This is a genomic window from Pseudomonas sp. JQ36 (assembly GCF_053851495.1).
Genome location: NZ_CM132642.1, coordinates 247,763 through 260,557, shown reverse-complemented (window position 1 = coordinate 260,557; position 12,795 = coordinate 247,763). Strand labels below are relative to the sequence as shown.

The following is a 12,795-nucleotide window of genomic DNA, read 5'->3' as shown; positions in this document are numbered from 1 at the left end:
TGCTGCATGTCCACCCCCACAGTTCGCGAACAATTCCTTGTCATCAGTGCCCTTGGCGCCAACCCCATGGAGCTGACTAACGTCCTGTGCCGCGCCAGCCATGAAAATCGCTGCGCCGTCGTCACTTCCCGCCTGACCCGCCACGGCGAGTGCAGTGCCCTGGTGCTGGAAATCTCCGGCAGCTGGGACGCTCTGGCCCGCCTCGAAGGCAGCCTGCCGACCCTGGCCAAGCGCCACGCCTTCACCGTCAACGTGGTACGCAGCGCAGCCCTGGAAAACCGTCCACAGGCCCTGCCCTACGTGGCTTATGTCAGCTCGGCGTATCGCCCGGACATCATCAATGAACTGTGCCAGTTCTTCATGGATCACAACGTCGAGCTGGAAAACCTGACCTGCGACACCTATCAGGCCCCACAGACCGGCGGCACCATGCTCAACGCCACGTTCACCGTAACGCTGCCGGCCGGCACCCAGATCAGTTGGCTGCGCGACCAGTTCCTGGATTTCGCCGACGCAATGAACCTGGATGCGCTGATCGAACCTTGGCGCCCACAAAACCCAATGTAAGGAAGCTTTCATGGCCGTTGTCATCGACCAACCGGTTGCGGATTTCGAAGCACCTGCCACCAGCGGGCAGACCGTCAGCCTGTCCGCCCTCAAGGGCAAGCAAGTGGTGATCTACTTCTATCCGAAGGACAGCACCCCGGGCTGCACCACCGAAGGCCAGGGTTTTCGTGACCAGTACGCGGCGTTCCAGGCCGCTGATACCGAGATTTTCGGTATCTCCCGCGACAGCCTGAAGTCTCACGAGAACTTCAAGTGCAAGCAGGAGTTTCCGTTCGAGCTGATCAGCGACAAGGACGAAGCCGTCTGCCAGTTGTTCGACGTGATCAAGCTGAAAAAGCTGTACGGCAAGGAGTATCTGGGCGTTGATCGCAGCACATTCCTGATCGACAAGAACGGTGTACTGCGTCAGGAATGGCGCGGCGTGAAAGTGCCGGGGCATGTGGATGCGGTGCTGGCTGCGGCTCAGGCCCTCAATAAAGCCTGATATTTCTGCGTCGTTTTCACTGACGCTTTCGCGAGCAAGCCCGCTCCCACATTTTGAATGTATTTCAAATGTGGGAGCGGGCTTGCTCGCGAAGGGGCCACAAGCCGCAACGAATAATCCGGCTTTAAAGCAACGGAGCTACAACCGGCTCCTTGCGCGGCCAGGCATCCAGCACTGCCTTGAACAGCGTCGCCAGCGGAATCGCGAAGAACACGCCCCAAAACCCCCACAACCCGCCAAACAACAACACCGCGCAAATGATTGCCACCGGGTGCAGGTTGACCGCCTCGGAAAACAGCAACGGCACCAGAACGTTGCCATCCAGCGTTTGAATGATCCCGTAGACCGCCATCAGATAGATGAACTGATCGCTCCAGCCCCACTGGAACAGCGCGATCAGTAACACCGGGACGGTCACCACCACCGCGCCGACGTACGGCACCACCACCGACACCCCGACCAGCAACGCCAGCAGCGCCGCATAGTTGAGGCCAAGCGCGACGAAGGCGATGTAGGTCACGCCGCCACAGATCACGATCTCGATGACCTTGCCGCGAATGTAGTTGGCGATCTGCCGGTTCATTTCCTGCGCCACGCGGGTGATCAGCGCCCGCTCACGGGGCAGATAGCCGCGCACCCACTCGCCGATCATGGCCCGATCCTTGAGGAAGAAAAACACCAGGATCGGCACCAGCACCAGATAGATCATGATGTTGACCAGCAGCGGCAGGCTCGACAGCGAGAAGGTCAGCGCCCATTGGCCGAATTTGCCGATCTCGCCACGCGCCGCTTCGATGGCCTGCAGCACCTGCTCGTCAGAAACCAGATGCGGATAGCGCTCGGGCAGCAATAGCAGCAGCGACTGCCATTTGGCGAGCATCCCCGGCAGCTCGTTGAACAGCGTGATCAACTGATGCCACAGCAGCGGCAACACCACCACGATGAACACCAGCAACACGCCCATGAACAGCGCAAACACCAGGCCCACGGCCGCCGCGCCAGGCACGCGCATGCGCTCAAGGGCGAGCACCAGCCCCTGCATCAGATACGCCAGCACCATCCCGGCCAATACCGGCGCAAGCATGCCACCGAGCGTGAGCACCGCGGTGAAGGCGAGGAACAGCAGCACCGCCAGCACCACCGCTTCTTCGTCGGAAAAGTAGCGCTGAATCCAGTCGCGTAACACTTTGAACATCAATAATCCTTAGGTCTTTTACGCTGTTGGCTTCAGGCTTTTTTCAACCAGTAACGGTAGACGCCTGCTTCCTCTTCTTCGCGCAGCAGCGTATGACCGGCCAGACGGGCAAAGGTGCGGAAGTCGCGCTGCGAACCCGCATCCGTGGCTATCACCTTGAGCACCGCGCCGCTGGACAGCTTGTTGAGTTCCATCTTGGCCTTGAGCAACGGCAACGGGCAATTCAGGCCACTGGCGTCCAGTTCACAGTCATGGGCTACAGCGTCAGTCATTGCGTCACTCCGGTTCAGGTGGTTGAGGCGCCTAGAATATCTGGTCGCACGCCCGGTGTCCGGCTACAGTAAGGTCTTTGTCTTCTAAGGCTTTGTGCATGACATTTCTGCGCCCTACCCTGCTGACGCTCGCTTGCCTGCTCGCCTCACCGGGCTTTGCCGACGATCTGCCGTCACTTGGCGACGCCAGTTCTGCCATTGTCTCACCGCAACAGGAATATCAGCTGGGCCGCGCCTGGCTGGCCATGTTGCGCAGTCAGGTTGCACAGCTTAACGATCCGCAGCTCAAAGACTACGTCGAATCCAGCGTCTACAAGCTGGTGGAAACCAGCCAGGTCACCGATCGGCGCCTGGAATTCATCCTGATCAACAGTCCGCAGCTCAACGCCTTCGCCGCGCCGGGTGGCGTGGTCGGGGTCAACGGCGGCCTGTTCCTCAACGCGCAGACCGAAGGCGAATATGCCTCGGTACTGGCCCACGAACTGGCGCACTTGTCACAGCGCCACTTCGCGCGCGGGGTAGAAGCTTCGCAGCGGATGCAGGTGCCGATGATGGCCGCGCTGCTGGCCGGGATCGTGATTGCCGCCGCCGGTGGCGGTGATGCCGGGATCGCGACTATCGCCGGCACACAGGCCGCGGCGATTCAGTCGCAACGCACCTTTTCGCGCCAGAACGAGCAGGAAGCCGACCGCATCGGCATTCTCAACCTGGAAAAGGCCGGATACGATCCGCGCTCGATGCCGACCATGTTCGAACGCCTGATGCGCCAGTATCGCTTCGACGCCAAGCCGCCGGAGTTTCTGCTGACTCACCCGGTCACCGAATCGCGTATCGCCGACACCCGTAACCGCGCAGAACAAGCGCCAGCGGGCGGCATCGAAGACAGCATGCGCTATCAGCTGATTCGCGCTCGCGTACAGTTGATCTACGAAGAAACCCCGGGGCTGGGCGCCAAACGCTTTCGCGCACAATTGGACGAGAACCCGAAAAATGACGTGGCGCGTTACGGGCTGGCAATCGCCCAGATCAAGGGCGGCCAGCTCAATGAAGCCCGGGAGAACCTCAAACAGCTATTGGCCAAATCGCCCAACGAGATCATCTACAACCTCGCGCAGATCGACCTGGACATCACCAACAACCGTCTGCCGGATGCGCAAACGCGGGTTGACCGGATGCTCACGCAGTATCCTGGCAATTACCCGCTGAATCAGGTTCGCGTCGATCTGCTACTGAAACAGAATCGCACTGCCGACGCAGAGAAGGCTCTCGATAGCCTGCTCAAATCCCGTCCGAATGATCCGGACGTGTGGTACCAGGTGGCCGAGACCCGTGGTCTCTCAGGCAACATCATCGGCTTGCACCAGGCCCGTGCCGAGTACTTTGCGCTGGTCGGTGATTATCGGCAGGCGATCCAGCAGCTCGACTTTGCCAAGCGCAAGGCGGGCAGCAACTTCCCGTTATCCTCGCGGATCGATGCGCGCCAGCGCGAGCTGATGGAGCAGGAGCGCATGATCAAGGACATGATGGGCTGAGTTTTCATCAGCGAGATAAAAGTTTCAGGCACAAAAAAACCGCCTCTCTCGAGGCGGTTTTTTATTTTCACCGCGACCGGCTTATTCAGCCAGTTTGAAGGTGATGAAGCTGGCGCGACCTTGACGCAGAACGCGCATCGACACCGAACGATTCTTCGGCAGGGCCTTGGCAATATCGGTGAACTCCTTGGTGGAGCCGATGGCCTGGTTGTTCAGGTGAGTGATCACGTCACCCGGCTGCAGACCGATCAGGGCCGCAGGACCGTCCTGAACTTCCTTGATCACCACACCGCCTTTGAGGTCGTAGGTTTTCTTCTGCTCAGCGGTCAGTTCCGCCACCGAAACGCCGAGGCGGTTGCTGCTGCTTTCCGCGCCGGACTTCGGCAGTGCTGCCAGCTCTTTGTCTTCGTCCGGAATCGCACCGACTGTCAGCTCGACATTCTTGCGCTTGCCGTCGCGAATCACTTCAAGGTTGGCCTTGGCGCCCGCTTTCAGCGCACCGACCAAGTGTGGCAGGTCGGCGGACATGACGATCGGCTGACCGTTCATGCTCAGGATCACGTCGCCCACTTGCAGGCCACCCTTGGCTGCCGGACCGTCATCCTGAATCTGCGCAACCAGCGCACCGGCCGGCTTATCAAGACCGAACGACTCGGCCAGATCCTTGTTCACTTCCTGAATGACCACACCCAGCCAGCCGCGGCTGACCTTGCCACCGCTTTTCAGCTGATTGGAAACGTCCATCGCCACGTCGATCGGGATGGCGAACGACACCCCCATGAAGCCGCCGGAACGGGTGTAGATTTGCGAGTTGATCCCGACCACTTCACCGTTCAGGTTGAACAGCGGGCCACCGGAGTTACCCGGGTTGATTGGCACGTCGGTCTGGATGAACGGCACGTAGTTTTCGTTCGGCAGGCTACGGCCGACGGCGCTGACAATGCCTTGGGTCACGGTGTGGTCAAAGCCGAACGGCGAGCCGATCGCCACCACCCACTGACCGGCCTTCAGGTCCTGGGATTTGCCGAGCTTGAGCACCGGCAGATCTTTGCCATCGATTTTCAGCAGGGCCACGTCAGAGCGTGGGTCAGTGCCGATCAGCTTGGCTTTCATTTCACTGCGATCAGCCAGACGCACGAGGATTTCGTCGGCATCGGCAATCACATGGTTGTTGGTCAGGATGTAGCCATCCGAGGAAATGATGAAGCCCGAACCCAGCGATTGCGCTTCGCGCTGACGATCACCGCGTGGCGAACGCTGCTGAGGCGGCATGCCGCGTTCGAAGAACTCGCGCAACATCGGCGGCAAGCCTTCCAGGTCAGGCATCTGCTGGTTCACCTTGCGGTCCGGCAGCTTCTGCGTGGTACTGATGTTCACCACTGCAGGCGAGGCCTGTTCAACCAGTTGGGTGAAGTCAGGCAAGTCGGCCGCTTGGGCAGCGGGCACCGCCTGACCAAGCACGAGCACGGTGGCGAAAATGGAGAGATAAGACTTCAAGCTAAGTATCGACATACAGCTCCCGTTACGACGAGCAGGGTTAAGCGATATGGAGCAAGGAACACCGGGAACCGCGGGCCGGTATTTTTGTTCCGGGAACAACAGACAAGGCCAGAGCCGTGAGGCTCTGACCTATAAAAAACTTTCGGGGGATTTGCAAATGAAAATGCTGAGCAAACATTTCATCTACGTCTCGAAAAAGAAGTGGAAATGACTGAAATCAGCTCACTGCTTGCTGGTTGCAGCGCCATCGTTACGCATCGACAAGGCAATTCTTTCAGCTGTGCCAATGGGGATTTCGCCAACCACCGTAACCATTATTTCGCCCTGAGGCGTGGTGAGACGACGGGAAACGGCGACGGTCGGACCGAGTTGCGTGCGCGTATCCGTGACTGTCGCACCGTTCAACGGTTCCAGAAACACCGAGAAACGCGCCAACCCGTCGTCATACATCAGGCTATTAACCTGAGTTTTGGTTTCCTGGTCTTTGTGCGAGGTGCTGCTGGTCAGTTCGAAGCCAGGTGGCAACCAGTCGGAACGCCAAACCTGAGCCGTCTTGACGGCAGACGCCTTGTCACTGTCAAGCGTAACTGCCTTGCACTCGGTGCCAGCTTGCAGGTCTTTGTCCGACGGAACATCTGCGGTATCAAGACTGGTGAACTGGAAACGCTCGAGTAACTGCCCCTTGTCGTTGAGCAACAACGATTTCAGTGGCAACCCGGTCTGTTTATCCAGATGCAGCTCGAAACCATAGCGATGCTGGTCGCGAGGCGTCAGCGATACGATGACCGCATCACGCCCGGCCACGCGCGACTTGCCGATAACGGCAAGCTCATACCAGTTCTTCAGCTTTTGGGGATCAAGCGAACGAGCGGTCGAGTTGGGAGAGTCTCCCAACCCCGCAATCAGGCTACCGCTGACGCATTGAGTATGCCCATCAACGCGCACGACTTCCTGTGCCGATCCGTCGAGCTGAAGCAAACGCTCGCGAACCTGACCATTCTGGACGCGGTGCCAGATATTGTGGGTAGAAAAACTACCGTTACGCTCGTATACGAAAGTGCCGCGGAAGCTTTGCTGCTGCTCGGCCTGACCCAGGCGGATCAACCAGTCCTGGGCCTCGTCGGCATGGGCTGGAACAATGAACCAGCCGCTGAGCAGAAGCGAAAGTAGAGGTATGGCGCGCATGATCCTCCTTAACGGTTTTCCATGCTTGCTGCACGCGCATAAGGCAGAGCGCTTTCAGTACCTTTCAATGCAGCCTGCTGAGCATGCTGACGCAGATAGCCTGGCAGACGCTGATCGTGCCAGCCTGGCTGTCCCTGCAGGACGCCATTGGCCATCGGACCAGTGGTTTCCGAGCTTTCCTTGTAGCCTGCCAGAACAGCCGGGCCTTTGACCTGCGGCGCAACCAGCGAAGGCTGATTGGACTGCTGAGCCAGCTCGACACCAGCGATCTCGTCCTGGTTGTACAGGCGCACACCAGCCAGTACTGCAACGGTCACCGAAGCCGCAACGGCCAGACGACCAAGGTTGCGCCAAGGGCCGCGGGATACTTTGGCTGGAGCCGTTTCGTCTTCCAGCGCAGCAGAAACTGCCGCAGCAATGTCCAGACGCGGAAGCAGCAGATCCTTGTGCATGGCTGCCCGAGCGATCTGATAACGAGCCCAGGTCTCACGGGTTTCAACATCGTCCAGTGCATTGATCACTCGACGCAATTCCAGTTCGTCCGCTTCGTTATCCATCACTGCGGACAGCGATTCCTGCAGGGCTTCACGACTCATGGCGTTCCTCTCTTGGCTGTCGCCGCTGTCTCAGTTTTCCTGCAACAACGGCTGCAGGGCTTTATCGATGGCCTCCCGAGCGCGGAAAATCCGGGAGCGCACGGTACCCACCGGACATTGCATGACGCTCGCAATATCCTCGTAACTCAGACCATCGAATTCACGTAAAGTTAAAGCCGTACGCAAATCCTCTGGCAGTTGCTGAATGGTTCGATGGACGGTGCCTTCGATCTCATCCCGCAGCAATGCGCGTTCCGGTGATTCGAGATCCTTCAGGCCATGATCGCCGTCGTAGAACTCTGCATCTTCAGAACTTACATCGCTATCCGGCGGCCGGCGGCCGCGTGAAACCAGATAGTTTTTTGCCGTGTTGATGGCAATGCGGTAAAGCCACGTATAGAACGCGCTGTCTCCGCGAAAGTTTCCTAGCGCTCGGTAGGCCTTGATAAAGGCTTCCTGAGCCACATCCTGGGCTTCATGGGTGTCGTGCACAAAACGCACGATCAACCCGAGAATTTTGTGCTGATATTTCAGCACCAGCAGATCGAAAGCTCGCTTGTCGCCACGCTGAACACGCTCGACCAGCTGCTGATCCTCTTCCTGGGTTAGCATGAACACTCCTCGATAAGCATGGAGGAGGCTTGCATAACTAAACGACCAGACTTGCAAACATAGACTCGGGCTTTTCGCAAAAGTTCTCCCCCTCCAGGCAAGTTTCCTGCGGGCTCTGATTTGGCACGCACGAAAAACGCAGCGCGGGATAAACCGGCTGCGCGAATAATCTTGTCATCGGTTCGCCGGCAAAAACCCAATCGCAGGTTCTGCATTGAAGCCGACACTGTCCCGTGCTTCTGGCAACTGACTATTGATCTTGGGCCTCTGGCAAAAGTTCCAATTATTTATAGCCGGGCTGAAGCGACATTGAGCAACCGTGTGCTGAAAAAGCCTGTTTCATCCTCGATACAGTCGCCTTTTCCGAAAACGACGGAAAAAAACGTCCGACGAAACGTCAAGCTTTTGTCGTCACAGTAGTTTCACAATGCCATACGAGCCCGGCTATTGTGCCGCTCCACCCCTCTATATACTAGTGGGCTGTGTGGCTGTCTTGACTCGCCGATCCAGCTGTCTTGCGCCAACCCCGATCCGGGTCGCTTTGAGCGGAATCCTGAAATGAGCCAACAGTTTCAACACGATGTTCTAGTGATTGGCAGCGGCGCTGCCGGTTTGAGTCTCGCACTGACCCTGCCGGGTCATTTGCGCATCGCGGTATTGAGCAAAGGTGATCTGGCCAACGGCTCCACTTACTGGGCCCAGGGCGGCGTCGCTGCCGTGCTGGACGATACCGATACTGTCGAATCCCACGTCGACGACACCCTGAACGCCGGCGGCGGTCTGTGCCATGAAGACGCGGTGCGCTTCACCGTCGAGCACAGCCGCGAAGCCATCCAGTGGCTGATCGACCAGGGCGTGCCGTTCACCCGCGACGAACAGTCCGGCACCGAAGACGGCGGTTTCGAATTCCACCTGACCCGCGAAGGCGGGCACAGCCATCGGCGCATCATCCACGCCGCTGACGCGACCGGCGCAGCGATTTTCACCACCCTCCTTGCTCAGGCCAGAGAACGCAGCAACATCGAGCTGCTGGAACAACGGGTTGCCGTTGATCTGATCACCGAACGCCGCTTGGGTATGGACGGCGAGCGCTGCCTCGGCGCCTATGTGCTGAATCGCGCGACCGGCGAAGTCGACACCTACGGCGCACGCTTCGTGATCCTCGCGTCCGGCGGCGCGGCCAAGGTCTACCTCTATACCAGCAACCCCGATGGCGCCTGCGGTGACGGCATCGCCATGGCCTGGCGCTCGGGCTGCCGGGTGGCCAACCTGGAATTCAACCAGTTCCACCCCACGTGCCTGTATCACCCGCAGGCCAAGAGTTTCCTGATCACAGAAGCCCTGCGTGGCGAAGGCGCGCACCTGAAGCTGCCCAACGGCGAGCGGTTCATGCCGCGCTTCGACAAACGTGCCGAACTGGCGCCACGCGACATCGTCGCCCGGGCCATCGACCATGAAATGAAGCGGCTGGGCGTCGACTGCGTGTATCTCGACATCAGCCACAAGCCTGAAGCCTTCATCAAAAGCCACTTCCCGACCGTCTACGAACGTTGCCTGGGTTTCGGCATCGACATCACCAGGCAGCCGATCCCGGTCGTACCGGCGGCGCACTACACCTGCGGCGGCGTGATGGTCGATCAACACGGTCGCACCGACGTGCCGGGGCTGTACGCAATCGGCGAAACCAGCTTCACCGGTCTGCACGGGGCCAACCGCATGGCCAGCAACTCGCTGCTCGAATGCTTCGTTTATGCCCGCTCGGCGGCAGCGGACATTCTTGCGCAACTGGATGACGTCGCTGCGCCAACCGCTCTGCCCGAGTGGGACGCCAGCCAGGTGACCGATTCCGACGAGGACGTGATCATCGCCCACAACTGGGATGAGTTGCGCCGCTTCATGTGGGACTACGTCGGCATCGTGCGCACCAACAAGCGTCTGCAACGGGCGCAGCACCGCGTGCGTCTGTTGCTGGACGAGATCGACGAGTTTTACAGCAACTATAAAGTCAGCCGCGATCTGATCGAGCTGCGTAATCTGGCGCAAGTCGCCGAACTGATGATCTGCTCGGCCATGGAGCGCAAGGAAAGTCGCGGTCTGCATTACACACTCGACTATCCAAACCTGCTGCCCGAGGCGCTCGACACTATTCTGGTGCCGCCCACCTACGCCGGCTGAACTTGAGCCGCACTCGCAGGCGTCGGTGCACATCCGCTGCCTGCGAGTCTTGCGGTACACAGATCGAGCGCACCCGCCGCTCGCCGCGCAAACGAAAGCGCAATACCACGATCAACGGCAACGCCAGGCTATCCGGGCGCAGCTGCACCGCTTGCCAGCCGCCCGCCTGATTCCACAACTGCCAGCCATCGGCGTCGCGGCGCAACCCGCAAAAAGCCTGCGGATGCGTCAGCAGAATCTGCCGTGGCAACACCCACGCGGCGTGCAGCACACAAGCGAAAGCCCCGAGCAAACTGGCCCAGAGTGGAATCGTCAGAAGAAACAACACACCCAGAGCGAACGCCTGGGCCAACAGATACGCCGCCAGCAACTGCCGTGAGGCATGCCAGCGGCATTCGAAGGTGTTACTTGGGCTGAACACGGTCCAGGATCATCCGGACCATGCGCTGCAGCTCCGGGTCTTCGGATTCGCTGCGCTCCATGAACCAGCCGAACATGTCCTGATCCTCACAGGTCAGCAGACGGACATACAAGTCGCGATCGACCTGGTTGAGGTGCGGATAGACCTCTTTCACGAACGGCACCAGCAACACGTCAAGCTCAAGCATGCCGCGACGGCTGTGCCAAAAGAGGCGATTCAGTTCAACTTGTTCGACCATGGAGCCCTCCTCAAATAGGCGCGCAGTATACAGCCCCGGCGCGGGTCGCACAGTCGGCTTTGGTCGGGCACCACCGATCCTTTATCAACTACCCATTTCAACAACGCGCCCTTATGATGTGCCCCAGACTTTTTACCCTGCGATGACCCATGGCCGATTCTGCTTTTTTCTGCACCCTGTCTCATGAAGGCGTACTCGCGGTTCGCGGCGTGGATGCCGGCAAATTCCTGCAAGGCCAATTGACCTGCAACCTCAACTACCTCAGCGACAGCCAGGCCAGCCTGGGCGCGCGCTGCACGCAAAAAGGCCGGATGCAGTCGAGCTTCCGCATTCTGCTCGAAGGTGACGGCGTGCTGCTGGCGATGTCCAGCGAACTGCTGGAACCGCAACTGGCGGATCTGAAAAAGTACGCGGTGTTCTCCAAATCCAAATTGACCGACGAAAGCGCCGCCTGGGTGCGTTTTGGTCTGGAGCACGGCGACGCAGCGTTGGCCAGTCTGGGTCTGGATCTGCCAAGCGAAACCGACAGCGTGGTGCGCAGCGCAGGCCTGATCGCGATTCGCGTCTCGCCGGATCGCGCCGAACTCTGGCTACCGGCCGATCAAGCCGACACCATCAAGGCCAAACTGGCCGCTGCCCTGCCTGAAGGCGAGTTGAACCAATGGCTGTTGGGGCAGATTCGCGCCGGTATCGGTCAGGTCATGCCGACCACCCGCGAGCTGTTCATCCCGCAGATGCTCAACCTGCAGGCCGTCGGTGGCGTGAGTTTCAAGAAAGGTTGCTACACCGGCCAGGAAATCGTCGCGCGCATGCAGTACCTGGGCAAGCTCAAGCGTCGTCTCTATCGCGTGCAACTGGACGCGAGCGAATTGCCGGAGCCGGGGACCCCGCTGTTCGCCCCAAGCCATAGCAGCGCCATCGGCGAAGTAGTGATTGCCGCCCGCGCCGCAGAAAAGATTGAACTGCTGGCGGTGTTGCAGGCCGAAGCTGCCGAAGCGGGTGATCTGCACCTGGGCGCCCTCGAAGGGCCAGCCCTGCATTTGCTCGACCTGCCCTACGAACTGGATCGCGACCGCGAAATCCAGCGCTGATCGCAGCTTTTGTTGCAACACCCTAGAGAATCTACATGAGCGAGCTGGCGGATAAGGTCCAACAGGATTTGGTTGAGGCCATCGATAACGATGACCTGGTTCTGCCAACATTACCGGAAGTGGCCCTGCAAATTCGCAAGGCCGCCGAAGACCCGGAGATCAGTGTCAGCGACCTGAGCAAAGTGATTGGCCGCGACACGGCGTTGTCGGCGCGACTGATCAAAGTGGTCAACAGCCCGTTGCTGCGCGCCACCCAGGAAGTCACCGACCTGCACACCGCTATCACCCGGCTGGGGGTCAACTACAGCAGCAACCTGGCGATCGGGCTGGTGATGGAACAGATCTTCCACGCCCGCTCCGAGGTGGTCGAACAGAAGATGCGCGAAGTCTGGCGCAAGAGCCTGGAAATCGCCGGCGTCAGCTACGCCCTGTGCCGCCGGCATACCCAACTCAAACCTGATCAGGCGGCGCTGGGCGGGCTGGTGCATCAGATCGGCGTGCTGCCGATCCTGACCTACGCCGAAGATCACTACGAACTGCTATCAGACCCGGTCAGCCTCAACCACGTGATCGACCACATTCATCCGCTGCTGGGCGACAAGTTGTTGCGGGTCTGGGAATTTCCCGAGCAACTGGTGGCGTTGCCGGGGCTGTATCTGGATTTCAAGCGCAACTCGGCGCAGATCGATTACGTCGATCTGGTGCAGGTGGCGAGCCTGTATTGCCACAAGAACACCGAGCATCCGTTTGCGCGGATTGATCCGCACAGTGTGCCGGCGTTCAGGAAGCTTGGGATCGATACGGAGAACAAGGAATTGTGCGCGGATCTGGAAGAATCGCGGACGATGTTTTACTGATCCGGAACCGCGGCGCGGCCTTCGCGAGCAAGCCCGCTCCCACAGGGGATTTGTGTACGGCGCGGATCCC

General features: G+C 59.5%; 14 protein-coding genes. 6 read left to right on the top strand and 8 right to left on the bottom strand.

From position 1 onward, the window contains the following. Positions 1-6 precede the first annotated feature (6 nt). Both ACS4NR_RS01330 and ACS4NR_RS01325 read left to right on the top strand, forming a co-directional pair. A complete protein-coding gene (locus tag ACS4NR_RS01330; RefSeq protein ID WP_007963284.1) occupies positions 7-567 on the top strand; it encodes a glycine cleavage system protein R in 561 nt (186 codons plus the stop codon). A 10-nt stretch (positions 568-577) separates the two neighbouring features. After that, the gene (locus ACS4NR_RS01325; protein ID WP_204895725.1) at positions 578-1,051 is read left to right on the top strand and encodes a peroxiredoxin family protein; all 474 of its coding nucleotides are present in this window, start codon (positions 578-580) and stop codon (positions 1,049-1,051) included. A 124-nt stretch (positions 1,052-1,175) separates the two neighbouring features. Here the strand turns inward: ACS4NR_RS01325 and ACS4NR_RS01320 are convergent, their stop codons facing one another. Continuing rightward, positions 1,176-2,246, bottom strand: a complete 1,071-nt coding sequence (locus ACS4NR_RS01320) for an AI-2E family transporter (RefSeq protein WP_027614463.1) — start codon at positions 2,244-2,246, stop codon at positions 1,176-1,178. A gap of 32 nt (positions 2,247-2,278) precedes the next feature. Further along, positions 2,279-2,518 (bottom strand): sulfurtransferase TusA family protein, encoded by a 240-nt coding sequence (locus tag ACS4NR_RS01315; protein WP_095138540.1) that lies wholly within the window; start codon positions 2,516-2,518, stop codon positions 2,279-2,281. A 98-nt stretch (positions 2,519-2,616) separates the two neighbouring features. On the opposite strand from ACS4NR_RS01315, the gene ACS4NR_RS01310 reads away from it, so the two are divergent. Then, entirely contained in the window at positions 2,617-4,050 is a 1,434-nt protein-coding gene (locus ACS4NR_RS01310; protein WP_007963277.1) for a M48 family metalloprotease, read from the top strand. A gap of 81 nt (positions 4,051-4,131) precedes the next feature. Here ACS4NR_RS01310 and ACS4NR_RS01305 read toward each other — a convergent pair whose 3' ends face one another. The 4 genes from ACS4NR_RS01305 to rpoE form a co-directional block, all read right to left on the bottom strand. Then, a complete protein-coding gene (locus ACS4NR_RS01305; RefSeq protein ID WP_095138539.1) occupies positions 4,132-5,562 on the bottom strand; it encodes a DegQ family serine endoprotease in 1,431 nt (476 codons plus the stop codon). A 210-nt stretch (positions 5,563-5,772) separates the two neighbouring features. After that, positions 5,773-6,735 (bottom strand): MucB/RseB C-terminal domain-containing protein, encoded by a 963-nt coding sequence (locus ACS4NR_RS01300; protein WP_456018912.1) that lies wholly within the window; start codon positions 6,733-6,735, stop codon positions 5,773-5,775. 8 nt (positions 6,736-6,743) lie between these two features. Further along, positions 6,744-7,331, bottom strand: a complete 588-nt coding sequence (locus ACS4NR_RS01295) for a sigma-E factor negative regulatory protein (protein ID WP_003222558.1) — start codon at positions 7,329-7,331, stop codon at positions 6,744-6,746. Between the two features lie 30 nt (positions 7,332-7,361). After that, positions 7,362-7,943 carry an RNA polymerase sigma factor RpoE gene (gene rpoE, locus ACS4NR_RS01290; RefSeq protein ID WP_003172477.1) on the bottom strand — a complete coding sequence of 194 codons (582 nt, stop codon included), beginning with the start codon at positions 7,941-7,943 and terminating at the stop codon, positions 7,362-7,364. Between the two features lie 558 nt (positions 7,944-8,501). Here rpoE and nadB point away from each other — a divergent pair. Further along, a complete protein-coding gene (gene nadB / locus ACS4NR_RS01285) occupies positions 8,502-10,118 on the top strand; it encodes an L-aspartate oxidase (protein WP_456018911.1) in 1,617 nt (538 codons plus the stop codon). On the opposite strand, the gene ACS4NR_RS01280 is transcribed toward nadB, so the two are convergent. Beyond that, complete coding sequence (locus ACS4NR_RS01280) at positions 10,087-10,539, bottom strand: protein YgfX (protein ID WP_456018910.1); 453 nt, start codon at positions 10,537-10,539, stop codon at positions 10,087-10,089. The two genes, nadB and ACS4NR_RS01280, sit on opposite strands and share 32 nt — an antisense overlap. Next, the gene (locus ACS4NR_RS01275) at positions 10,523-10,777 is read right to left on the bottom strand and encodes an FAD assembly factor SdhE (protein WP_003222550.1); all 255 of its coding nucleotides are present in this window, start codon (positions 10,775-10,777) and stop codon (positions 10,523-10,525) included. Before ACS4NR_RS01275 ends, ACS4NR_RS01280 begins: the two co-directional genes overlap by 17 nt. 149 nt (positions 10,778-10,926) lie before the next feature. Between ACS4NR_RS01275 and ygfZ the strand changes: the two genes are divergently transcribed. Next, positions 10,927-11,868 carry a CAF17-like 4Fe-4S cluster assembly/insertion protein YgfZ gene (gene ygfZ, locus ACS4NR_RS01270; protein WP_456018909.1) on the top strand — a complete coding sequence of 314 codons (942 nt, stop codon included), beginning with the start codon at positions 10,927-10,929 and terminating at the stop codon, positions 11,866-11,868. A 35-nt stretch (positions 11,869-11,903) separates the two neighbouring features. Then, positions 11,904-12,725: an HDOD domain-containing protein gene (locus tag ACS4NR_RS01265; protein WP_204895730.1), complete on the top strand. Its 822-nt coding sequence runs from the start codon at positions 11,904-11,906 to the stop codon at positions 12,723-12,725. Positions 12,726-12,795: the final 70 nt, after the last annotated feature.

Excerpts from the sequence above, each read along its gene's own strand:
- ACS4NR_RS01330 (WP_007963284.1), top strand. The coding sequence starts at position 7 with ATGTCCACCCCCACAGTTCGCGAACAATTCCTTGTCATCAGTGCCCTT.
- ACS4NR_RS01325 (WP_204895725.1), top strand. The coding sequence starts at position 578 with ATGGCCGTTGTCATCGACCAACCGGTTGCGGATTTCGAAGCACCTGCC.
- ACS4NR_RS01320 (WP_027614463.1), bottom strand. The coding sequence starts at position 2,246 with ATGTTCAAAGTGTTACGCGACTGGATTCAGCGCTACTTTTCCGACGAA.
- ACS4NR_RS01315 (WP_095138540.1), bottom strand. The coding sequence starts at position 2,518 with ATGACTGACGCTGTAGCCCATGACTGTGAACTGGACGCCAGTGGCCTG.
- ACS4NR_RS01310 (WP_007963277.1), top strand. The coding sequence starts at position 2,617 with ATGACATTTCTGCGCCCTACCCTGCTGACGCTCGCTTGCCTGCTCGCC.
- ACS4NR_RS01305 (WP_095138539.1), bottom strand. The coding sequence starts at position 5,562 with ATGTCGATACTTAGCTTGAAGTCTTATCTCTCCATTTTCGCCACCGTG.
- ACS4NR_RS01300 (WP_456018912.1), bottom strand. The coding sequence starts at position 6,735 with ATGCGCGCCATACCTCTACTTTCGCTTCTGCTCAGCGGCTGGTTCATT.
- ACS4NR_RS01295 (WP_003222558.1), bottom strand. The coding sequence starts at position 7,331 with ATGAGTCGTGAAGCCCTGCAGGAATCGCTGTCCGCAGTGATGGATAAC.
- rpoE (WP_003172477.1), bottom strand. The coding sequence starts at position 7,943 with ATGCTAACCCAGGAAGAGGATCAGCAGCTGGTCGAGCGTGTTCAGCGT.
- nadB (WP_456018911.1), top strand. The coding sequence starts at position 8,502 with ATGAGCCAACAGTTTCAACACGATGTTCTAGTGATTGGCAGCGGCGCT.
- ACS4NR_RS01275 (WP_003222550.1), bottom strand. The coding sequence starts at position 10,777 with ATGGTCGAACAAGTTGAACTGAATCGCCTCTTTTGGCACAGCCGTCGC.
- ygfZ (WP_456018909.1), top strand. The coding sequence starts at position 10,927 with ATGGCCGATTCTGCTTTTTTCTGCACCCTGTCTCATGAAGGCGTACTC.
- ACS4NR_RS01265 (WP_204895730.1), top strand. The coding sequence starts at position 11,904 with ATGAGCGAGCTGGCGGATAAGGTCCAACAGGATTTGGTTGAGGCCATC.